Raw genomic sequence first — 23,224 nt, 5'->3', positions numbered from 1 at the left:
ATGATCAACGCGTTCCGCGTTTTCACTGCAACCGTGCTGGTCCTCATCAGCACGGTTTTTCTTTGGGCACAAACAGCCACAACGCCAGACTACGCGTCTTGGCAGGATGTGGCCGCGCGTTCGACCGAAGCGATTGAAGCGGGCCGCGCAAGTGACGTAGCATTGGGAGAACTGCGATCACAACTGGTGGAGTGGCGCGACAAATTTGACAAAGCCCGAGACACGAATGCCAAAGCGATTGAGGTCGTCAACAGTCAGCTCGCTGCCTTGGGCAAAGCCCCGGAGGATGGCGAAGAACCCGCTGAAATTGCGACCCAACGCAGTTCTTTGAACGCCAGCCTTTCGGCACTTCGCGCGCCGGTGCAATCGGCTGAAGTGGCCTATACAGAGGCCGACGCGCTGATCAATGGGATCGACGAAATCATTCGTGACCGCCAGTCAGACCGATTGGTGCAACGTGGTCCTTCGCCGCTAAACCCAGCTCATTGGCCAGAAGCATTCGAACACTTCGTGACCTCTGCACATGCTACTTGGAATGAAAGCGTCGTTGCGTGGAAAAACCCGATCCAGCAGGCCGAAATGCGCGCGAACGCACCGGAGGTTATCTTCCTCTTAGCTGTCGCTTTTTTGCTTTTGGCACGCAGTCGGGCGTGGTTTGATCGGCTATCCCAAAAGATACAGGTCAGATCTTCATCCGTTGGGCACTGGCTCGCAGGGCTCGCCGTCTCTTTGGGCCAGGTCCTTTTGCCATTGGTCGGGCTGCAAGCCCTGATCTTGGCGGCCTATGCAACCGATCTGCCAGGACTGCGCGGAGAGTTGTTCTTGTCGAATCTAATTTGGGCGGGGTTTCAGTTCCTGGCTTCAATTTGGTTGGCAGCACAAATTTTTCCAAAAACAGTCAAGATCGAGCCGCTGATCAAATTGTCAGACGACCAACGCGCCGCAGGTCGGGTCTACTCAAGCGTGCTTGGGGCTGTGTTGGCGCTACAGGTTTTGCTGGCTGCAATCGCCGAACACGACCGGTGGTCGGACGCCACCGCGGCGGTGATCTATCTGCCGGTATTTGTGGTCGCATGCTTTGCATTGTGGCGTCTGGCCCAGTTGTTGAAACAACGTGAGACGGATGATACGGCCTCTCCGACGGATCGCTTGATCAGCCTTTTGGCGCGCGCCTTAAATGCGGTTGCAGTGTTCGGTGTAGCCCTTGCCATAGTTGGCTATTTCAACGCGAGCCAGCGCATTATCTTCCCGGCCATCACAACGCTGCAAGTGCTTGCGGCTGTTGTCATCCTACAGCGAGTGGTAATGTTGGTGTTTGCCCTTGTCACCGGGGCAGCGGACAATGGGCGAGACAGTCTGATCCCGGTCTTGATGGGCGGTATGCTCGCCATTGCATCACTTCCCGTGCTTGCGCTCGTCTGGGGTGCCCGTGCCTCTGATCTTGCGGAACTTTGGCGCACAATGTCAGACGGGGTGCAATTTGGCGAAACGCGCCTCTCGCCGATGGATTTCTTTACCTTCCTGCTGATTTTCATCGTGGGCTACACGATGACACGGCTGGCGCAGGGCGCTCTCAAGAACACGATCCTGCCCAAGACCAAACTCGACCTTGGTGGACAGAACGCCATTGTTGCGGGACTTGGCTATATCGGTATTTTCCTCGCCGCGCTGATTGCGATCAATGCGGCGGGCGTAGACCTCAGTTCCATCGCACTTGTCGCTGGTGCGTTGTCGGTCGGCATTGGTTTCGGCCTGCAAAACGTGGTTTCAAACTTCGTCAGCGGCATCATCTTGCTGATCGAACGTCCGGTCTCTGAAGGTGACTGGATCGAGGTCAACGGCAATATGGGCTATGTGCGCGATATCTCTGTGCGCTCCACCCGCATGGAAACCTTTGACCGCACCGATGTCATCATTCCAAACGCCGACCTCGTCAGCGGCGTTGTCACCAATTACACGCGCGGCAATACGATCGGGCGATTGATCGTGCCCGTGGGGGTCGCCTATGGCACCGATCCGCGCCGCGTCGAAAAGATTTTGAAAGAGATTGCCGCCTCACATCAAACCATCATGTCCTACCCGGAGCCGGCTGTGCTGTTCCGCGGGTTCGGGGCAAGTTCGCTTGACTTCGAAATCCGCGCGATCCTACGTGACATCAACCTGATGATGGTGGTGCATTCCGACCTCAACCACAGCATTGCCCAACGCTTTATGGATGAAGGCATCGAGATTCCCTTTGCTCAGACAGATATCTGGCTCCGCAACCCGGAAACATTGCGCCCAAATGCGCAGCCAGAAACGCCTGTTGGCCCGCCCGTCACACCAGAGACCGCGCCAAAAGACGACAAGAAAGACGACGCAGAATGACCCAAAACCTGTTCCGCGACGACGCCTACTTGCGCGAAACCACCGCAACAGTTGTCGGACATACGCCCGAGGGCGGAATCATCCTGGATACAAGCGTTTTCTACCCAACCGGCGGTGGTCAACCGGGCGACAGCGGGCATCTGGTTTGGGGCACCGGCACCCTTTCGATTGCCACAGCTGTCAAAGCAGGCAACGATGATATCGCCCTTGTTCCCGCCGAACCCGTCGCTCTGCCGCCTGTGGGCAGCGAAGTGATCCAACGCCTCAACTGGGAACGCCGCTACCGCCATATGCGCGTCCACACGGCGCTGCATCTGTTATCCGTCGTGATCCCGCTGCCTGTCACGGGCGGATCCATCGGCACAGAAAAAGGCCGGTTGGATTTCGATATGCCAGAGGCCCTGACGGACAAAGACTTTATCGAACACCAACTCAACCAATTGATCGCGCAGGATCTACCTGTAACGCAGGATTGGATCACCGACGCAGAGCTTGATGCCAATCCGAGCCTTGTCAAAACCATGTCCGTGCAACCCCCGCGCGGCAACGGGCGCGTCCGTCTCATCCGTATCGGAGAGGGCGCAGAGCAAGTCGATCTGCAACCCTGCGGCGGCACCCACGTCGCCCGCACCGGAGAAATCGGCCACGTGCAACTTGGCAAGATCGAAAACAAGGGACGGCAAAACCGGCGGGTGAATTTGTTGTTGGAATACTGAGAACGTGCCGGCAAGGCACATCTTTCGCAATTCATTCAGCTTTTTAGGGTAATGGCGGAGAGACAGGGATTCGAACCCTGGAGACGGTCTCCCGCCTACACACTTTCCAGGCGTGCGCCTTCGACCACTCGGCCACCTCTCCGTGAGGCGCTGTTTACTCAAAAGCAGGCAGGGGGTGCAAGGGGCAATTCGCATATTCTTCAAAAGAATTTCACAAACCACATGCGACTTGATTTTCCTACATGATTCCAAAAAGTTGCGCGCCCAACTATCGGGTTAAGCGCGCAATTAAATGGTTGACAGGACAGCCTATCGTTCTGGATCGGTCAGGCGCGGGTCATCGCATCCAGAATACGTGCCCAGCTGCGTATGCCTTTGTGAAAGCTTTCGACGTCATACTTTTCATTGGGCGAGTGAATTTGGTCATCATCCTTGGCAAAGCCGATCAGCATGGCGTCAGTGCCGAGGATTTTTTTGAAATGGCCGGCGATGGGGATCGATCCACCGCAGCCTGCAAAAGCCGCGGCCTCTGGCCATTCGTCAGAAAGCGCAACGCGGGCCTGTTCAAAGGCCGGGTGATCTGTCGCCATCACCGACCCACGAGAGTTGCCATGGCCTTTGTAGTCGACTGTACAATCGGCGGGCAGGCAGCTTTCGACATAGGCGCGGAAGTTTTCGCGGATTTTGTGCGGGTCCTGATCACCCACCAGTCGGAAAGAGATTTTGGCAGAGGCCTGTGCGGGCAAAACGGTTTTGAACCCTTCGCCGGTATAGCCGCCAGTAATGCCGTTTACTTCACAAGTCGGGCGCGACCAGATCATTTCAAGCGGAGTGCGGTCCTGCTCACCTGCCGGGACCGAGAGATCAACATCGCCAAGGAAAGCCGCGTGATCAAAAGCCAAAGCCTGCCATTGAGCGGCGAGGTCTTCGGGCAATTCTGGCACGCCGTCATAGAAACCCGGCACTGTCACGCGCCCGCTCTCGTCATGCAGGCCTGCGATGATCTTGGTCAAGACGCGAATGGGGTTCATGGCGACCCCACCGAACATACCGGAATGCAGGTCTTTGTTGGCGGCTTTGATGGTAATCTCTTCGCCCAACAGACCCCGCAGGGAAGTGATGATGGCGGGTGTTTTGGATTGGAACAACCCTGTGTCGCAGATCAGCGCGATGTCTGATTTCAACTCCTCGGCGTTTTCTTCCATGAAGGGCACCAAAGAGGGCGAGCCGCTTTCTTCTTCGCCTTCAAAGAAGAAGGTGATTTTGCAGGGTAGGGAGCCATGTTCGGCTTTCCATGCGCGGCAGGCTTCGACAAAGGTCATCAACTGGCCTTTGTCATCTGACGACCCTCGGCCCCGAATGACGGCGCCATTTGGTGTTTCTTCGATCTGCGGATCAAAGGGGTCATTGTCCCAAAGATCCAGCGGATCAACAGGTTGCACGTCATAGTGGCCGTAAAACAAGACATGCGGACCATCGCCGTCGACATGCCCAACGACCATCGGATGGCCAGGCGTGGCGCGTTTTGCGGCCTGCACTCCGATAGAGGCGAGATCAGCCACCAGCCAATCTGCGGCGCGGTCACATTCGGCTTTGTAGGCCGGATCGGTTGAAATGGATTGAATGCGCAGCAGGTCCAGCAAGCGGTCCGTGGCGGCGGGCATTTCTGCGTCGATACGCGAGAGGACGTTTTCAAGGGTCATGGGGTTTACTTTCGGAAACATCGTGGTCGTTTTCGGAAACCTAACAGTCTGATCCAGACTGTCCAGCGCAGTTGATGTGGATCAAAGTGTCGCGAGGGGGGAATTGTATTCTGGCCTTGAACGAAAACGCGCATTATATCCAAGAACCAAAGAAATTTCGTCTTCGGGCGAATCCCTGGGTCGCAAGCGGCGCGCCAGCAAACCGGAGGAACGGAATGGATTATTCCGCGAAACTCGATCTCGCCTTGAACCGTCTTCACGAAGAAGGCCGCTATCGCACGTTCATTGATATTGAACGCAAAAAGGGCCAATTCCCGCATGCGATCTGGAACAAGGCAGACGGCACGCAGCAGCCGATCACCGTTTGGTGTGGCAATGACTACCTGGGCATGGGGCAGCATCCGGTGGTTCTGGACGCGATGCACGAAGCACTGGACGCAACTGGCGCAGGGTCCGGCGGGACGCGCAATATCTCAGGCACAACGGTCTACCACAAACGGCTTGAGGCCGAATTGGCCGACCTGCACCAAAAAGAAGCATCGCTGCTGTTCACCAGCGCCTATATCGCCAATGATGCGACGCTTTCGACGCTGCCAAAGCTGTTTCCGGGTCTGATCATCTATTCGGATGAGTTGAATCATGCGTCGATGATTGAAGGCATTCGCCGCAACGGTGGCGCGAAGCGCGTGTTCCGCCACAACGACATGACACATCTGCGTGCCTTGCTTGAAGCGGATGATCCTGCGGCACCCAAGCTGATTGCCTTTGAATCCGTCTATTCCATGGATGGCGACATCGGTCCGATTGCAGAAATCTGCGATCTTGCTGAAGAGTTCGGCGCGCTGACCTATCTGGACGAAGTGCATGCGGTCGGCATGTATGGCCCACGGGGTGGTGGCGTGTCAGAGCGCGACGGGCTGACGGACCGGATCGACATTATCAACGGCACATTGGGCAAAGCATTCGGTGTGCATGGCGGCTATATCGCCGCCAGCGCGCAGATGTGTGACGCGATCCGCTCTTATGCGCCGGGCTTTATTTTTACGACATCGCTTCCACCGGTTGTGGCAGCAGGGGCGGCGGCATCCATTGCGCATCTGAAACAAGATCAGACGCTGCGGGATCAGCACCAACTTCAGGCCAAGATCCTGAAAATGCGTCTCAAGGGCTTGGGTTTGCCCATCATTGACCATGGCACGCATATTGTACCCGTGATTGTCGGCAACCCTGTTCACACCAAGAAACTCAGCGATATGTTGTTGGAAGATCACGGGATTTACGTGCAGCCGATCAATTATCCAACGGTGCCACGCGGCACCGAGCGACTGCGCTTTACGCCATCTCCGGTGCACGGCCCGAAAGAGATTGATGCGTTGGTGCGTGCAATGGACGAACTGTGGTCGCACTGTGCGCTGAATCGCGCCGAACTCGCCGGCTGATAACGCCAAATCGTGCAAATATTCTTGCACTGTGTTATCTTGGTCTCAATAAACTTGGGGGCGGTTCGAATCGGGGACAAAACTCGGACCGTAAAGCAGTGAGGCGTAAGCATGATCAGGCGCAAATGGCGCGAATCCGAGGCTGCCGCAGAAGGGCCAAAAGGATTTGACGACTATGATTTCCGGCTAGGGGACCAAATGCGTGGCGAAAGGGCCACCATGGGTAAATCCCTTTTGGACGTTCAACGCGAACTGCGCATCAAAGCCTCCTACATCGCCGCCATAGAAAACTCTGATCCCTCGGCCTTTGAAACGCCGGGGTTTATTGCCGGTTACGTGCGGTCATACGCGCGCTATTTGGGCATGAGCCCGGATGAGACCTTTGCGAAATTCTGCCTGGAAAGCGGGTTTCAGACCGCGCATGGCATGTCGGCCGAAGCCTCCGGGAAACGCAAGGATGACAAGGTGCTGATTGCACCTGTCGATCGTGATCCTTTTGGCTCTCAGAACGCACCGTTTTTACCCGCGCAGGATTCCATCCTGTCGCGGATTGAAGCACGTGCTATCGGCTCTTCGCTTGTTCTGCTCGCGCTGATCAGTGGAATTGGCTACGGCGGCTGGAGCGTATTGAACGAAATCCAACGCGTCAGCCTTGCGCCGGTAGAGCAAACGCCGGTTGTCCTGTCCGACCTTGATCCACTCAGTGACGCGAATGCTGTCACCCAATCTGCTGATGCAAGCGGCGTGTTCACACCGCCAGAAACGCAGCTGGATCGCTTATATCGCCCGCAAGCCTTGGATGTGCCGGTGCTTGTCGCCCGCGACGCACCGATTTCGACACTGAACCCGCAGTCCATTGGCAGTTTCACACCAGCACCCCCTGTGCTGCAGGTTGCCGAAGTCGACATTCCGATTGTGCCAGCAATCCCGCAGGTTCTGGAAGAAGCTGACCCTGAGGTTGTGATGTTTGCCGTGCGCCCCGCTTGGGTGCGTGTGCGCTCTGCAGATGGGTCTGTTCTCTTTGAAAAAACCATGGACGCCGGCGAAGAATTCACAGTTCCTGCCACCGAAATGGCACCAACTCTGCAGGCAGGCATGTCTGGCTCGATCTATTTCAAGCTGAATGGCGAAATTCGCGGCCCAGCCGGGGCTGGATCAAGCGTTGTGCGCAATCTTGAGATTGGCATCGATGCGGTTCAGCAGGACTTTGCGGTGGCCGATCTGTCGGGGGATCAAGCCTTGGCCGACTTTATTGCTGTTGCCGAGGCGCAGACCACAGACACAGCAGAATAGCGCCTTTTCTTGAATGGCACATTGCCCCCGCACAAGGGGCAGATTACATAGGCCCCATCGGTATCCGAACGGGGCTTTTTCATGTCTGTGAACCACATCCGTCCTTGGCGCACCATTGAACGCCGCAAGTCGCGCCAGATCATGGTGGGCAATGTCCCCGTTGGTGGTGACGCTCCGATTGCGGTGCAGACCATGACCAATACAGATAGTGGCGATGTCAAAGCGACCTTGGAACAGGTATTGGCGGCGGCAGAGGCAGGGGCCGACATCGTGCGCATTTCCGCACCGGATGTCGCGGCAACCACAGCCTTGCGCGAAATCACCCGTGAAAGCCCGGTGCCCATCGTGGCTGACATCCACTTTCACTATAAACGCGCCATCGAAGCGGCCGAGGCAGGCGCGGCTTGTCTGCGGATCAATCCCGGCAACATTGGCGACGACAAGCGCGTCAAAGAAGTGATCAAGGCGGCCAAGGACCACGGGTGTTCCATCCGCATCGGCGTGAACGCCGGATCGCTGGAAAAACATCTGCTCGAGAAATACGGAGAACCTTGCCCCGACGCGATGGTGGAATCGGGGCTCGACCATATTAAGATCCTGCAGGACAACGATTTTCACGAATTCAAGATCAGCGTAAAGGCCTCTGATGTCTTTATGTCGTCTGCCGCCTATCAGATGCTGGCAGAGGCCACAGATGCGCCGATCCATCTTGGCATCACAGAGGCGGGCGGCTTTGTGTCCGGCACCATTAAATCCGCCATCGGCCTTGGCCAGCTTTTGTGGATGGGGATCGGCGATACGCTGCGCGTCAGCCTGTCTGCGGACCCGGTCGAAGAAGTCAAAGTCGGCTTTGAAATCTTGAAATCCCTTGGCCTGCGCCATCGCGGGGTCAATATTATCAGTTGCCCAAGCTGCGCGCGACAGGGGTTTGACGTGATCAAAACCGTTGAGGCGCTGGAAAAACGGCTAGAGCACATCAAGACACCCATGAGCCTCTCGATCATCGGTTGCGTGGTCAACGGGCCGGGCGAAGCGCTGATGACAGACGTTGGCTTTACCGGCGGCGGCGCGGGTTCTGGCATGGTCTATCTGGCCGGAAAGCAAAGCCACAAGCTGAGCAATGATCAAATGATTGATCACATCGTTGAGCAGGTAGAGCGCAAGGCCGAACAACTTGATGCAGAACGTGCTACCGAAGAAACCGCTGCCAAGGAAACGGCAGCGGAATAGGGTGCTTTGATTAGGTACTGCGCTCAGCCACGTTTGGCTGCAACAACTTGCTGCATTTGTGGCAAAGGCAGATAGCCGCGCACAAGTTCATCGTCGAAAACAAAAGTGGGTGTGCCTGTGATCTGCAACCGTTGCGCCAACTCTCGCGTTTTCTCTATCTCGTCATTCACTGCTGCGCTTTTCATGTGACTCATCACAGCGTCAGCATCGAGGTTCAGCGTCTCCGCCAGACGGCGCAGGCGCGGCTCTGTCGCATTCGCGCGCATAGTGATCAGCGCATCATGGGCGGCCTCATAGGCATCTGCACCCGCGAGTTGTTTGACGGCAATTGCAAATTGAGAGCTTACGACAGAAGCCTCCCCTAGGATCGGAAACTCTTTCATTATGATCTTGATATTGCCATCGGCCGTGATGAGGTCTTTGACCTCGTCATGCGCACGACGACAGTAGCCGCAGCGGTAATCGACGAATTCAACCAATGTGATATCGCCATCCGGGTTGCCCCCAACCCAACTAAAGCCATCCTCAAAAATGTCTGCGGCGTTGGCCGAAACCAACGTGAAATCTCGCTGCGCTTCGGCTTGTGCCTGACGCTGTTCCAGAACCGAAACCGCTTCCATAATGACCTCAGGATTGTCGAGCAGATAGGCCCGCACCTCTTCACGGAATATCGCGCGCTCTTCGTCGGTCATCGCATTGATGTCCAGCGCCTGACCCGGAAGGGCCAAAAGGGCAAAGGCCGCCGCGAGGATAGGGGTTTTCATACTCAGTCTCCTGTTATTTCTTTTTCTCGGCGCGCTTGGCGGCCGAAATGATATCCTGTGCGCGACGCCAGCCGCCCGATCCTTCGGGCAATAGACCTGCTGCGCGGTTGGCCTGAATACCTGCATCTTTCATCCGCCCCTGCAAGGCGTATCTTTCAGCCGCGGCAACGGACGCCATGCCGGGATTGCCAGTTTGCGCATAGGCACTGGCCAAATCACGCAGGATGCGGGAATCGCGAAAATCAAGGCTGCGCGCCTTTTCCAAAGCCCCTAGCGCTGAACGCGCGTCGCCTGCGGCCAACAAGGCCCGCCCATAACTTCCCAAGCAAAGTGCGTTGCCCGACAACCGATCCACACAGCGCTTGTAAGAGGCGGCAGCCCCACGCGCATCGCGGCTCTCGATCAAAAATTGGCCACGAAGTTCGTAATAATAGGGGTCGCCGGGGCGCAGGGCCAAGGCCTTGTCCAATGTCGCAACAGCTTTGCTTGTCTTTGACTGCCGGTGCAGCGCCACGGCTTCGCGCATGAGGCGCACATCTTCACTTGGGCTGTCTTTCAACCGACCTATTGTCCATTTTGGATTGCGGATAAAGGCAGACAGTTTTCCCTTTGCCCGCCCAAACCAATAGGCCTTGGCCGCGTCAGGCAGAGCCTTGCCCGCATAGGCATCCGCCGCAGCCTTGGCGCTGCGCAGCCGGTCGCGGGTCAGGGGGTGGGACCGCACATAGGGATCTTGACGCGAGTTCTTCAGCAGTTCTTGCCCACGAAAAAGTTCAAAGACATCAACGGCCCCCTGCGTGTCTGCGCCCGCACGGACCATATAGGACAGCCCCGATTTATCTGCCGACGCTTCCTCGGCACGGGTATGAGACAGAAACACACGCTGCGCGGAATTTGTGATGCCAAAGGCGGCGCCAGCGGCTGCTTCGCTGTTTCCGGTCGCCGCTGCTGCAATTGCCGAAAGCGCAATGCCAAGCCCGGCAACGGTTTTTGCAGTCCCGATATTCTGATGCCGCCGCGCCAGATGACCGTTGGCAATATGCGCGGCCTCATGGGCGATGACGGCTTGCAGCATGTCGGCGTTTTCCATCCGCAGCAAAAGGCCTGAGTGAATAAAGATATGCTGTGTATCGACAACAAAGGCATTTAGCGACGAGTCGTGCACCACCAGCACACGTACATTGCTGCCCAAGCCTGCCGCATTCAAAATCGGACGTGCGATCTGGTTAAGGGCGTTCTCAATATCCGGGTCTCGGAGCAATGACACCGCGCGGGCAGGGGCCGCCACGAGCGCCAACATTGTCACACACACAACGCCAAACGTGAACTGTCGCAGCCCGGTCGTCACATACCGGTAATTTACCTTGCCCATCATGGTGCCACTAAGCGAGAAATCCCCAAGGAAATCAACCAACAACCCCGTGAAGGCCGGGCCGGGCAGCAAAGGCCCGCCGACCTTTCGTAAGATCACAGTTTTCTGGCGTCGCCGCAGCGGTTACACTCTGCTGAACAGAGGTCCCGTTGTGGCCAATAAGAATAAGAGCAGGTGAATGAACAGTTTCGTTAAGGCAGCGGCCATCGTGATCGCGGGGATTTGGGTGCAAACCGCCTCTGCGCAGGAATTTAGTGGCCTCGCCCGCCTGAATGTCGACCGTAGCGCCATCACCGACAGCGGCAATGGGGCGGACATTGACTTGTCTTTGTCACAGGGCATCCCTTGGCGTGTCTTCACCTTGGATGAACCGCGCCGTCTGGTGGTCGACTTCCGCGAAGTTGATTGGGGCGGGATAAGCGGTGAAACCCTGCGACAGGGTGAGGCGGTTTCAAACGTGCGCGTTGGCAGCTACCGCCCGGGGTGGAGCCGCCTCGTGGCCGACCTCAGCCGGCCCATGGCCATCGACAGCGCCGGGATGACTGTCGATGAGGTGAGCGGTCAGGCACATTTGTCCGTAAAAATGTTCGCAACAAATGCAGCAGACTTCGCCGCAAATGCCGGTGCCCCGCGCGACCCGCGTTGGGACCTGCCGCCTGCCGTAACAACAGACACCAAACGCAAACCGAAACCGGATTGGGCGCCAATAGTGGTTGTGCTTGATCCCGGCCATGGCGGCGTCGACCCGGGGGCAGAGCGCGGAGAGGTGCAGGAAAAGACGTTGATGCTGACCTTGGCGCGCGAAATTCGTGACACGTTGCGCCGTTCAGGCGGATTCGAGGTGATCCTGACCCGCAATGAGGACATGTTTGTTTCGCTGGAAGGCCGCGTCGCGATGGCACATGAGGTTGGCGCGGATGTTTTCATCTCGTTGCATGCCGACACTGTGCAACAGGGCCATGCCCATGGCGCAACGGTCTATACGCTCTCCGATGAAGCCTCTGACGCGGCCTCGCAATATCTCGCTGAACGGCACGACAGGTCCGATGTCTTGGCTGGCGTCGACCTCACAGGCACGGACGACCTGATCGCAAATGTGCTGCTTGATCTGGTTCGGCAGGAAACTGCGCCCCGGTCTGAACGACTGGCGCAGGCGATGGTCTTGGGCATGAAAGGCACCATCGGAACGTTGAACAACAAGCCTTATCGGCAAGGCGGATTTTCGGTCTTGAAGGCCGCTGACATCCCCTCGGTCCTGATCGAAGTGGGGTTTATGTCCTCGGATCGTGATCTTGAAAACCTGCGTGATTCCGATTGGCGCAGTCGCGTCGCCGAGGGCATTCGCGATGGGTTGCAGGCCTGGGTGATCGCCGACAAAGCCGCGCGGGACCTTGTAAGGCAATAAAAACAGCGGAAATTTGCCCGAATTTCACTGCCAAGTGTTTTGACCCATAGATTGGGACAGACTATAAGGTGGCTAGACCACGTGGGGGCCCCGGTGACACGCTTTATTCTGTCCTTTCTCGGCAGCATCTTCACGCTCATTACCATGGGCGCGGCTGTTGTCGCCTTGTCCATCGGCGCGGTGTTCTATGTGTATGGCAAAGACCTTCCCAGCACCGAAGCATTGGCCAAATACAGCCCTCCGACAATCAGCCGGATTTATTCCAGCGAAGGCAAGATCATCGATGAGTTCGCGCGCGAACGTCGTCTGTTTGTCCCAGCCGATGACATTCCCGATCTGGTAAAACAGGCGTTTATTTCTGCGGAAGACAAAAATTACTACACCCACGATGGCTACGATATGCGCGGCATTGCGATTGCTGCGTTCCAATGCGCCCAATCTGGTGGGTCCGGGTGCCGCGGCGCGTCGACCATCACGCAGCAGGTGATGAAGAACTTCCTTTTGTCCGGGGATCGTTCGGCGGAACGCAAAATTAAGGAATTGATCCTGTCGAGCCGCGTGGAAAGCGTGCTGGATAAAGAAGAAATCTTGGAACTTTACCTAAATGAAATCTTCCTTGGGCAGAATTCCTATGGCGTTGCCGCTGCTGCCCAGACCTATTTCAACAAAACACTTGCAGAGTTGCTACCGCACGAAGCGGCCTATCTGGCGACCCTGCCCAAGAAGCCATCGAACCTGCATCCTGTTCGCAATAAAGACGAAGCCATCAGTCGGCGGAACTTTGTTTTGAAAGAGATGAAGGAAAACGGATATCTTCCTGAAAACGATTATGAAATCGCTATATCTCAACCATTACTTTCAGTTCAGGGTGGCGATTACACCAGTTTCCGTGCTGCGCTGCCGCCGCGCGATTATTTCACCGATGAAATCCGCCGCCAGCTCAGCCGCGACTTTGGCGAAGAGGAATTCTTTACGGGTGGCATGGCGGTACGCGCCACTTTTGATCCAGAACTTCAAGATGTTGCGGAGACGGCGTTGCGCCATGCCTTGGAAAAATACGACCGCGCGCAGGGTGTCTGGCGCGGAACCGGGTTGAAGCTGCCCGAAGACGCCTTGGCCGAAGAAACAACTTGGCGCGCGGAACTGGCCAGAGTCGATATCCCAAGAGACGTCGACCTTGATGGAAAATGGCACCCGGCCGTGGTTTTGCAAGTCGGGGACAACGATGCGCGGATCGGCATTGAGGATATCGAAGACGATGCCGATGGGCATTTCATTTCCGCTGCCGATGTGACCTGGGCGAAGAAGCAACTCGAAGACGGGGCACTTGGACGTCAGGCGCGGGTGGCCGGTCATATCTTGGAACGTGGCGACGTCGTTCTGGTCCGCGCGCTGCGCGACGAGAATGGTGATTTTCAGCGCTGGTCGCTGCGCCAAATTCCCGAAGTGCAGGGCGGCTTCATGGCGATGGACGTGAACAATGGCCGCGTGATTGCATTGCAGGGCGGCTTTTCCTACCAGCATTCGGTCTTTAACCGGGCAACGCAAGCGCGCCGCCAGCCGGGGTCAAGTTTCAAACCCTTCGTCTATGCCTCAGCCCTCGACAGCGGATATTCACCCGCGACCATCGTGATCGACGCCCCGATTGAGATCAACACACCGCAGGGCCTGTGGCGACCGCGTAACTCATCAAACAAGTTCTACGGCCCGACGCCCCTGCGTACCGGAATTGAACAATCGCGGAACCTGATGACCATCCGATTGGCGCAAGAGGTCGGCATGGAGGTCATCGCCGACTATGCCCGCCGATTTGGTGTCTATGAGGATATGGGACCATACCTTGCGAACTCGCTCGGGTCCGAGGAAACCACTCTGTTCAACATGGTTTCGGCCTATGCGATGTTTGCCAATGGTGGCGAACGCGTAGAACCAACGCTGGTGGACCGTGTGCAGGACCGCGAAGGTCAAACCATCTATCGCCATGATCAGCGTGACTGTGTGGAATGTGCCAATCCCGGCATCGCGCCGGATCGCGCGCCTGAAATCACCAGCAACCGCGAACGCGTAATGAATGCGATAACCGCCTATCAGCTGACCTCTATGATGCGCGGCGTTGTGGATCGCGGAACAGCTTCAGGGGCGATCAACCTGCCCGTTCCTGTCGCCGGTAAAACCGGGACAACCAATGACGCGCGCGATGTTTGGTTCATCGGGTTCACGAACACCATGGTCGCAGGCTGCTATATTGGTTACGACCAGCCACGCCCCCTTGGGCGCGGCACCTATGGTGGCAACACCTGTGGTCCGGTCTTCCAAGAATTCATGTCCGCCGCGATTGAGAAATACGGTGCAGGCAAGTTCCGCGTCCCGCCCGGCGGTCAATTCATCAAGATCGACCGTTTCACTGGCGCGCGGCTGCCGGATGACGCCTCTGGGCCAAGTGTCGTGGCAGAGTATTTCCGTTTGGGCGAAGAACCGATCTTTGGTGTCAGCTTTGACGGTGGCTTTGCCATGGGGTCAAATCTACCGCTGTTTGAAGATGTGATCGAGCGCCCGCAGGCGGTGACCACCTCGACCGGTGAAACCACAGTTGTTGGGCCAGACGCCACCTTTGGCACCGTCAGTTCTGGCGGTCTTTACTGACAATCCGCTTTAATTTCAGGGCGACGGGCAGGGCGATCTTGCTCGCGCCTTCGGGGTGGTTTATCACCCGATCTCATAACGAAAAACAGGACCTCCCATGCGCGCAGAAGTTCAGAACACAGTGGCTGAGATCGAGAAATCCATTGAGCTTTTGAAACAGCGTCTGGATTGGGAGACGGCTGAATTCCGGCTGGAAGAGTTCAATGCCCGCGTCGAAGACCCTAACCTGTGGGATGCCGCAGAGGCGGCGCAAAAATTGATGCGCGACCGGCAGTTGCTGGTGGATGCCATTGACGGCGTGAAAGCACTGATGACCGATCTTTCCGACAACATCGAGATGATCGAACTCGGCGAAATGGAAGAAGACGCCGAAGTCGTCAAAGACGCAGAACAGGCGATTTTTGCCCTGAAAGAAACGGCAGCAGAAAAAGAACTGGAGGCGTTGCTGGATGGTGAAGCCGACAGCAACGACACGTTCCTTGAAATCAACTCTGGCGCGGGCGGCACCGAAAGTTGCGACTGGGCGTCAATGCTGGCGCGTATGTATGTCCGCTGGGCCGAGAAGCGAGGCTATACGGTCGAGCTGCAATCCATGACGCCGGGCGAAGAAGCGGGCATCAAATCGGCGGCTTACAAAATCACCGGCCACAACGCCTATGGCTGGCTGAAATCTGAAAGCGGCGTGCACCGGCTGGTTCGTATTTCGCCTTATGACAGCGCCGCCAAACGGCACACCTCTTTCAGTTCGGTCTGGGTCTATCCGGTGGTCGACGACAATATCGAGATTGAGGTGAACCCGTCTGATATTCGTGTCGACACCTACCGGTCATCCGGTGCGGGTGGTCAGCACGTGAACACCACCGACTCCGCTGTTCGGATCACCCACATCCCAACCGGGATCGTCGTGACCTCCTCCGAGAAGTCGCAGCACCAAAACCGCGACATCGCGATGAAGGCTCTGAAATCGCGGCTTTATCAACAAGAGTTAGATCGCCGTAACGCCGCCATCAACGAAGCGCATGAAAACAAGGGTGACGCAGGCTGGGGCAACCAGATCCGGTCATATGTGTTGCAGCCTTACCAGATGGTGAAAGACCTGCGCACAAACCACGAAACCTCGGACACCAAGGGTGTGCTGGACGGCGACCTTGACGGGTTCATGGCAGCGACTTTGGCAATGGATGTGGCGGGCAAAAGCCGGGCTGACGCACAAGGTGAATAAATAATGTTCGTTTGATGTCAGGAGGGGCTTTGCCCGTCTTGACTGATCGCCAATTCACCCCAGAGTATTTTTGGAAAGATGAAAATGGGCTGTGCGCTCCGCTTGCATTGCGGGGCGCTTTTGCGTTTGATGGCATTGCGCGAACATACACTGGAGGAGTTGTATGAACGAGGCACCTGAGCGGCCATTAGATAAGCCATTGGGGGTGCCCGAATTGGGCGCCGTGGGATTTTCCACTTTGAAAGAAGCCGTCAGGCTGGGATGGCAGGATTTTCGCGCATTGCCGATCTACGGGCTGATTTTTGCGGCGGTGTATGTCGTGGGCGGTTGGATCATCACTTGGATCACGCTGGCCACCGGGCAGACCTATTGGCTGGTGTTTGCAGCCATCGGCTTTCCTTTGCTGGGCCCCTTTGCGGCCACAGGTCTGTACGAGGCATCGCGCCAGCGGCAGAAAGGGCGGCTGCCCTCGCCACGGCGCATTTTTGGCGTGGTGCTGGACCAAGGGCGGCGGCAATTGCCGTCGCTTTGCGCCGTGATCATTATTGTCTTTCTGTTTTGGTTTTTCCTGGCGCATATGATCTTTGCGCTGTTTCTGGGCCTATCGACCATGACCAATGTCTCTAGCAGTTTTGAGGTCTACCTAAGCGCAAATGGGCTAATGATGCTGGCGTTTGGCTCTGCCGTCGGAGGCGCATTTGCGCTGCTGCTTTATATGCTGGTGGTGATCTCGATACCGCTGTTGCTGGATCGGGAGGTTGATTTTGTGACTGCGATGATCACTAGCTTTCAAACAGTGACCGCGAATTTCGTACCCATGGTGGTGTGGGGCATCATAATTTCCGTCGCGCTGTTTTTGGCGATGCTGCCCGGATTTTTGGGGTTATTTGTTGTACTGCCCGTTCTGGGGCATGCAAGCTGGCATCTATATGCGTTGATTAGGACATAAAAAAGGGGGCCTAAGCCCCCTGAATCAAAAGATATATTGGCGGAGTTAAAGTTTCCCGCGAGACAACGCCGCAACGCCGGTGCGCGCCACCTCTTGCAGGCCCAGTGGGCGCATCAGTTCCGCGAATGCGTCGATCTTTTCTGGCGCGCCGGTGATTTCAAACACAAAACTATCGAGCGTGGTGTCCACAACATTGGCTCGGAAAATCTCTGCCATGCGCATCGCTTCGACGCGCTTTTCGCCTTCGCCCGCAACCTTGAATAGGCCCAACTCGCGTTCGACCGACGGGCCTTCGACTGTCAGGTCATGCACATCATGCACCGGCACAATGCGGCCCAACTGCGCTTTGATCTGCTCAATCACCTGCGGCGTGCCTGTGGTGACAATGGTGATACGGGACTGGTGACCAGTGTGATCGACCTCAGCCACGGTCAGGCTTTCGATGTTGTAGCCACGACCAGAGAACAGCCCAACGACGCGCGCCAGAACGCCCGGTTCGTTGTCCACAACCACCGCAAGCGTATGTCGTTCTTCCACGTCGGAGAAATCCGGGCGCAGGTTATAGGCGGAATGACTCGTGGAGCCCTTTTTGATTTTCAAAGCAGCCATGATCTTTTCCTTACACCAGTACCGCGCCGCCAGCTTCGATGGCACCTTGGGTGGAGGCTTCGCCCAGAAGCATTTCATTGTGCGGTTTGCCCGACGGGATCATCGGGAAGCAGTTTTCGTGTTTCTCAACCAAGCAATCAAAAATCACCGGCCCATCGTGATTGATCATTTCCATGATCGCATCGTCCAGATCTTTCGGGTCTGAGCAAAGAATGCCTTTGGCACCAAAGGCCTCGGCGAGTTTCACGAAGTCGGGCAGGGCCTCGGACCAGCTGTGGGAATAGCGTTCGCCATGCAGAAGTTCCTGCCACTGGCGCACCATGCCCAGACGCTCGTTGTTCAGGATGAACTGCTTTACAGGAAGGCGGAATTGCACTGCGGTGCCCATTTCCTGCATGTTCATCAACCACGAGGCTTCGCCCGCCACGTTGATCACAAGGCCATCCGGATGCGCCATCTGCACTCCGATAGAAGCAGGGAAACCATAGCCCATGGTGCCCAGACCGCCTGAGGTCATAAAGCGGTTCGGGTCTTCAAAGCCAAGGTATTGCGCCGCCCACATTTGGTGTTGGCCCACTTCGGTGGTGATATAGCGATCTTTGTCTTTGGTCAGAGCCTCAAGCCGTTCAAGCGCGTATTGCGGTTTGATAGTGGGCCCTTCTTGCGTAAAATCGAGGCAGCGGACGGTTTTCCACTCGGCAATTTGCGCATGCCATTTCTGCAGTGCTTCTTTGTTAGTTTTGCGACCGCGTGCTTTCCAGACCTTTAGTAGATCTTCAAGCACATGAGCCACGTCACCAACGATGGGCACATCGACGCGGATCACCTTGTTGATCGAACTTGGATCAATGTCGATATGCGCCTTCTTCGACTTGGGCGAGAAGGCAGAGATCAGGCCCGTAATCCGGTCATCAAAGCGCGCGCCGACGTTGATCATCAGATCGCAGTCATGCATCGCCATATTGGCCTCATAAAGCCCGTGCATCCCCAGCATCCCCAGCCAGTTTTTGCCAGACGCAGGGTAGGCGCCCAGACCCATCAAGGTTGAGGTGATCGGGAAATCTGTGCTTTCGACCAGTTCGCGCAGCAGCTGGCTTGCCGCAGTGCCAGAATTGATGACGCCACCGCCGGTATAGAAAACCGGACGCTTGGCTTTTTCCATCAATTCAACAAGTTCGGTGATTTCTGTAATGTCACCCTTAAGCTGCGGCTGGTAATGATCGACCCGCGCGGCGCGGGGTTCGGTGTAGCCAGCAGAGGCAAACTGCGTGTCTTTTGGGATATCCACCAGCACCGGACCCGGACGACCAGAGCGCGCAACATGGAATGCCTGATGCAGCGTCTCTGACAGCTTTGCGGTGTCTTTGGCCAGCCAATTGTGTTTGGTACAGGGGCGGGTGATGCCCACCGTGTCGGCCTCTTGAAAGGCGTCAGAGCCGATCATAAAGGTTGGAACCTGACCTGAAATGACAACAATTGGGATCGAATCCAGCAAAGCGTCGGTCAAACCGGTGACTGCGTTGGTGGCACCTGGGCCGGACGTCACCAGCGCAACACCAACTTTGCCGGTGGAACGTGCGTATCCTTCGGCGGCGTGCACAGCACCTTGTTCGTGGCGCACCAGAATGTGCCGGATGTCATTCTGCTGGAAAATCTCATCGTAGATCGGCAGCACGGCACCGCCGGGATAGCCAAAGACTGTGTCCACGCCCTGATCTTTCAGGGCTTGAACGACCATTTTCGCTCCGGTCATGTTGCGTGTCATTTCACTCTCCGCTTGCAACGTCTTTTGCGACAAAAAAGCCCCCGATTTTCGGGGGCGCATGGGGTCCATTCTGGAAAACCGTTACCGGCCCATGCGCCTATTTCCTACGATGACGACTAGCTCTGACATGCGTCGGGTCCTTTTTGCGTTGCAGCGGACATTATGAGTCCTAAAAAGGGGCGTCAACCGCCAAAAGTAGAATTTTATGACCAAATAGGCGGAAAATTCTTTCCAAATGTTGCGCGGAGCGCCCGCCTTAGCGATTTTTTCGTAAAGAATCGGTTAAATGTCAGAGTTGCACACCCGTGCCCTGCAAAACGCCGTGTTCAATCGCGTAGCGCGTCAGCCCGGCAGTTGAACTGATGCCCAGCTTTCGCTTAATATTTTTGCGGTGCGTTTCCACTGTCCGCACAGAGATATTCAGCGCATTGGCCACCTCTTTGTTGGACTTGCCCTGCGCCAGTTGCAGCAGCACCGTTTGCTCTCGGCTTGTTAACGCTTCGCGTTCGTCATCGCCTTCGGGTTCCAGCGATCCTTCCGCGCCAGTGCAAAGGTAACGTTCACCGCGCATGACGGTGTCGATGGCGGTTTTGATTTCTTCGGTGGGGACATCTTTCAGCACATAGCCCCGAGCCCCATGGCTGAGTGCGGTTGAGATATATTCCGGGCTATCATGCATCGATAGGATCAGAATGCGCATGTCGGGTTTGCTTTCCAACACCATTTCGGTCGCGGTCAGCCCGCCAATATTCGGCATATTCAGGTCCATCAGGACAACATCGACGTCATTCCCCTTGAGATAAGCCACCGCTTCGGCCCCATTGGTCAGTGTCGCGCGGACCTCGATGTCGTCATAGCTTTCAAGGATCGATTGAATGCCTTCGGCCACCATCGGGTGGTCATCCACGATCACAACTGAAATTTGCTCGCTCATGCGTTTGCCTCTCGTGCTGGCTCTCCGTCCTCACCGGGGGACAAGAGGTTGCTCAGGGGAAGTTCTGCGACGATCACGGTGCCGCCTTTGCTGGAAAAAACACGCAGCGTTCCGTTTAGCTGTTCGACACGCTCTTGCATATTGCGCAGTCCCAAACCGCCCACCGTGTCATGCCGCGAAGTGCCTTGGACAAAACCTGATCCATTGTCACTGATCCGCATCGTTGCCCCGCGTTTGTGTCCGCGCAGATCGATCGTCACCTTGGTGGCATTGGCGTGGCGCTCAATATTGGTCAGGGCCTCCTGCGCAATGCGGTAAAGCGAGAACTTGGCATCGGGGTTCAAACGATTGCGGAAGACAACTGTTTCAAACTCTGTCTCAATCCCGGTGCGTTCGCGGAATTCATCCGTTAGGGCGCGCAGAGCAGGGCCAAGGCCCAGGTCATCCAGAACACCCGGGCGCAGGTCGCGCGAAATGCGGCGCACCTCATGGATCGCAGTGTTAAGGTGCTCCATCCCGCGCTCCAACGTGTCTTCGGCGCGTTCGTCGCCCACCTTGACCCGGCGGCGCGCCGTATCCAAAGCATAACGCACCCCAACAAGGATTTGTGAAATACCGTCGTGCAATTCTCTTGCGACGCGACCGCGCTCTTCTTCTTGGGCATCAAACACGCGCTGTGTCAGTTCCTTGAGTTTGACATCCGCAAGGCGACGTTCGCGAATATTGATCATCAGACCGGAACAAAACACCAGAAGCACCGCGCTAAGTGTGATGCCGCTGATATAGACAAATGTGCGTTGAACCCGTGCTTCGACTTCTGCTCGCGCAGCAGCGACGGAGCCAAGGATATCGTCAATAAAGACACCGGTTCCCACCGCCCACCGCCAACTCGGGAAGCTGGTCACATAAGAGATCATCTCTGCCTCTTCACCGCTTGAGGGCTTTGGCCACAGATGTTCGACATACCCGGCACCATCGCGTGCGGTTTCAATAAAGGCTTGGACTACTGGATTGCCCTGCGAATCCCTTAGATCAGTGAGGTTTTCATTGATCAGGTCCGTCTGTCGCGGCGAAACAAGGTTCACACCGTCGTAGTCATAGACAAAAAAGAAACCTTCATCGCCATAGATCATAGCGGCAAGGATTTGTTTCACCTGCTGTTTGGCGTCTTCGTCATTGGGGGCGGCATTGCCGTATATAAAATAGAAGCCGTTCCGCGCCTGAGTCACATAGTTCTTCAGCTCGGCTTTTTTCGCTTCGATCAACTGCATCTCAAGCGCGTTGATCTCCTTTTCCGCGAGTTGGCGCGATTGGTTGGCAACAAGCACAGAAATCGCTGCCACCGCCAGGATCAAAGGCAAGGTGGCGAGCAAAAACAGCTTTTGCCCGTAGGACAGCCGCAGAGTTTTCAAAACTGCCGTCATATTCGAATCGAATAGAACCTCTTTGCCTCGAATCATAGCGCAATTTTTACTGTTAGCGCCGCGACTCAGGGGAATTGGACAAAAAAAATGGCCGATTTTTCGGGTATATACCGGAAATCCTGACCTCTCTACGTAGTTGTCGGTATTTCAAGAAATTGGGGGCAGGGTTACGGTCAACACACTTTAAACGGTCCGCGAGTCCGTCTGGTATGGGACAGATTCGCAATCTTATTTGGGAGGAACCTTAATGGATCGTCGCTCATTTCTAAAAACATCTGCACTTGGCGGCACCGCTGCAGCAGCCACAACCTTGGCGGCACCGGCGTATGCGCAAGGCAATCGCACGTTGACCATGGTGACATCATGGCCGCGCGGTTTCGCGGTGCTGGATGACGCAGCAAGCTATATGGCACAAATGGTTGGTGAAATGTCTGGTGGCTCTTTGACCATCGACAAAAAAGCACCGGGCGAATTGGTCGGTGCGCTAGAGGTCTTTGACGCTGTGACCTCTGGTCAGGCCGATATGTATCACTCTGCCGATTACTATTTCGGTGGTCAGCACCCAGCCTATTCCTACTTTACCGCCGTTCCATTTGGCGGCACAGCGCAAGAAGTCACCAACTGGTACTACCATGGCGGTGGTGAGCAGTTACATGACGAGCTTGGTGAAATCTTCAACCTGAAGGGCCTGCTGGCTGGTAACTCCGGCTCTCAGTCCGGTGGTTGGTTCCGCAATGAAATCAAATCCGCTGCTGACTTCAACGGCCTGAAATTCCGTATGCCGGGTCAAGGTGGTGAAGTTCTGGGTAAACTGGGCGCATCCGTTCAGAACATTCCAGGTGGTGAACTTTACCAAGCGCTGTCTTCTGGCGCGCTGGACGGACTGGAGTGGGTTGGCCCAATGGCTGACGAACGCGCCGGCTTCCAAGAAGTTGCAAAGGTCTACTACGCAGCGGGCTTCCACGAGCCGGGCTCTGCATTGTCTTCCTCTGTGAACCTTGATGTCTGGAACGAACTGTCTGACCAGCACAAAGCGATCCTGCGTTACGCATCCATGGCGACCACCTATCTGCAACTGTCTGAGACACTTGCAAACAACGGTGCGGCTCTGGCACGTCTGCAAGCACAGGGTGTGAAGGTTCTGCAGTTCTCTGACGATGTTTGGGATGCCTTCGGTAAAGCCGCAGCAGAAGTCAAAGACCAGTATATGGATGACGAGCTTTACGCCCGCGTCCGCACCTCTTTCGAAGAGTCGCTGGCAACTTCTGCAAGCTGGATCAACAAATCCGACGGTTACTACGTCGAGCAGCGCGTTCGCGTTCTGGGCGGTTAAGCCACGGGCGCAGACAAGCGGTCCCGGAGAAAAACTTCGGGGCCCCTTTCGATCCG

The 23,224-nt window shown here is 56.2% G+C and carries 17 protein-coding genes and 1 tRNA gene; 10 read left to right on the top strand and 8 right to left on the bottom strand.

Features of this window, described 5'->3' with window-relative positions:
• Positions 1–2,367, top strand: coding sequence for a DUF3772 domain-containing protein (locus tag BUA39_RS00960; RefSeq protein ID WP_072789599.1), 2,367 nt, complete (start codon positions 1–3; stop codon positions 2,365–2,367).
• Positions 2,364–3,083 (top strand): alanyl-tRNA editing protein, encoded by a 720-nt coding sequence (locus BUA39_RS00955; protein WP_072789598.1) that lies wholly within the window; start codon positions 2,364–2,366, stop codon positions 3,081–3,083. Before BUA39_RS00960 ends, BUA39_RS00955 begins: the two co-directional genes overlap by 4 nt.
• A 52-nt stretch (positions 3,084–3,135) precedes the next feature.
• On the opposite strand, the gene BUA39_RS00950 is transcribed toward BUA39_RS00955, so the two are convergent.
• Positions 3,136–3,225, bottom strand: a tRNA-Ser gene (locus BUA39_RS00950).
• A 184-nt stretch (positions 3,226–3,409) separates the two neighbouring features.
• Positions 3,410–4,786: a M20/M25/M40 family metallo-hydrolase gene (locus tag BUA39_RS00945; RefSeq protein WP_072789597.1), complete on the bottom strand. Its 1,377-nt coding sequence runs from the start codon at positions 4,784–4,786 to the stop codon at positions 3,410–3,412.
• Between the two features lie 215 nt (positions 4,787–5,001).
• Between BUA39_RS00945 and hemA the strand changes: the two genes are divergently transcribed.
• From hemA to ispG, 3 genes are all read left to right on the top strand, one after another.
• Entirely contained in the window at positions 5,002–6,225 is a 1,224-nt protein-coding gene (gene hemA, locus BUA39_RS00940) for a 5-aminolevulinate synthase (protein ID WP_072791637.1), read from the top strand.
• 111 nt (positions 6,226–6,336) lie between these two features.
• Positions 6,337–7,518, top strand: coding sequence for a helix-turn-helix domain-containing protein (locus BUA39_RS00935; protein ID WP_072789595.1), 1,182 nt, complete (start codon positions 6,337–6,339; stop codon positions 7,516–7,518).
• Positions 7,519–7,599: 81 nt separating this feature from the next.
• On the top strand, positions 7,600–8,748 hold the full coding sequence (gene ispG, locus BUA39_RS00930; protein WP_072789593.1) for a flavodoxin-dependent (E)-4-hydroxy-3-methylbut-2-enyl-diphosphate synthase: 1,149 nt from the start codon (positions 7,600–7,602) through the stop codon (positions 8,746–8,748).
• A 23-nt stretch (positions 8,749–8,771) separates the two neighbouring features.
• On the opposite strand, the gene BUA39_RS00925 is transcribed toward ispG, so the two are convergent.
• Positions 8,772–9,512, bottom strand: a complete 741-nt coding sequence (locus BUA39_RS00925) for a DsbA family protein (RefSeq protein ID WP_072789591.1) — start codon at positions 9,510–9,512, stop codon at positions 8,772–8,774.
• Positions 9,513–9,525: 13 nt separating this feature from the next.
• A complete protein-coding gene (locus BUA39_RS00920) occupies positions 9,526–10,983 on the bottom strand; it encodes a M48 family metalloprotease (protein ID WP_242648520.1) in 1,458 nt (485 codons plus the stop codon).
• 79 nt (positions 10,984–11,062) lie between these two features.
• Between BUA39_RS00920 and BUA39_RS00915 the strand changes: the two genes are divergently transcribed.
• The 4 genes from BUA39_RS00915 (at position 11,063) to BUA39_RS00900 (ending at position 17,103) form a co-directional block, all read left to right on the top strand.
• Positions 11,063–12,289 carry an N-acetylmuramoyl-L-alanine amidase gene (locus BUA39_RS00915; protein ID WP_072789589.1) on the top strand — a complete coding sequence of 409 codons (1,227 nt, stop codon included), beginning with the start codon at positions 11,063–11,065 and terminating at the stop codon, positions 12,287–12,289.
• Between the two features lie 93 nt (positions 12,290–12,382).
• Positions 12,383–14,932, top strand: a complete 2,550-nt coding sequence (locus BUA39_RS00910) for a penicillin-binding protein 1A (RefSeq protein ID WP_072791634.1) — start codon at positions 12,383–12,385, stop codon at positions 14,930–14,932.
• Between the two features lie 97 nt (positions 14,933–15,029).
• The gene (gene prfB, locus BUA39_RS00905) at positions 15,030–16,154 is read left to right on the top strand and encodes a peptide chain release factor 2 (protein ID WP_072789587.1); all 1,125 of its coding nucleotides are present in this window, start codon (positions 15,030–15,032) and stop codon (positions 16,152–16,154) included.
• Between the two features lie 163 nt (positions 16,155–16,317).
• Positions 16,318–17,103: a DUF2189 domain-containing protein gene (locus tag BUA39_RS00900; protein ID WP_072789583.1), complete on the top strand. Its 786-nt coding sequence runs from the start codon at positions 16,318–16,320 to the stop codon at positions 17,101–17,103.
• Positions 17,104–17,148: 45 nt separating this feature from the next.
• Here BUA39_RS00900 and ilvN read toward each other — a convergent pair whose 3' ends face one another.
• The 4 genes from ilvN to BUA39_RS00880 all read right to left on the bottom strand — a co-directional run bounded on the left by ilvN (position 17,149) and on the right by BUA39_RS00880 (position 21,835).
• The gene (ilvN, locus tag BUA39_RS00895) at positions 17,149–17,712 is read right to left on the bottom strand and encodes an acetolactate synthase small subunit (protein WP_072789580.1); all 564 of its coding nucleotides are present in this window, start codon (positions 17,710–17,712) and stop codon (positions 17,149–17,151) included.
• Positions 17,713–17,722: 10 nt separating this feature from the next.
• Positions 17,723–19,477: an acetolactate synthase 3 large subunit gene (locus BUA39_RS00890; protein ID WP_072789577.1), complete on the bottom strand. Its 1,755-nt coding sequence runs from the start codon at positions 19,475–19,477 to the stop codon at positions 17,723–17,725.
• Between the two features lie 289 nt (positions 19,478–19,766).
• Positions 19,767–20,411, bottom strand: a complete 645-nt coding sequence (locus BUA39_RS00885) for a response regulator transcription factor (protein WP_072789574.1) — start codon at positions 20,409–20,411, stop codon at positions 19,767–19,769.
• The gene (locus BUA39_RS00880) at positions 20,408–21,835 is read right to left on the bottom strand and encodes a cache domain-containing protein (protein ID WP_072789571.1); all 1,428 of its coding nucleotides are present in this window, start codon (positions 21,833–21,835) and stop codon (positions 20,408–20,410) included. The genes BUA39_RS00885 and BUA39_RS00880 overlap by 4 nt, the downstream gene beginning before the upstream one ends.
• 247 nt (positions 21,836–22,082) lie before the next feature.
• Here BUA39_RS00880 and BUA39_RS00875 point away from each other — a divergent pair, with 247 nt between their 5' ends.
• On the top strand, positions 22,083–23,168 hold the full coding sequence (locus tag BUA39_RS00875; RefSeq protein ID WP_072789568.1) for a TRAP transporter substrate-binding protein: 1,086 nt from the start codon (positions 22,083–22,085) through the stop codon (positions 23,166–23,168).
• Positions 23,169–23,224 lie beyond the last annotated feature (56 nt).

Source organism: Cognatishimia maritima (assembly GCF_900129685.1).
GTDB lineage: Bacteria > Pseudomonadota > Alphaproteobacteria > Rhodobacterales > Rhodobacteraceae > Cognatishimia > Cognatishimia maritima.
The sequence above is the reverse complement of the archived record's forward strand: the minus strand, read 5'-3'. Positions and strand labels throughout refer to the sequence as shown.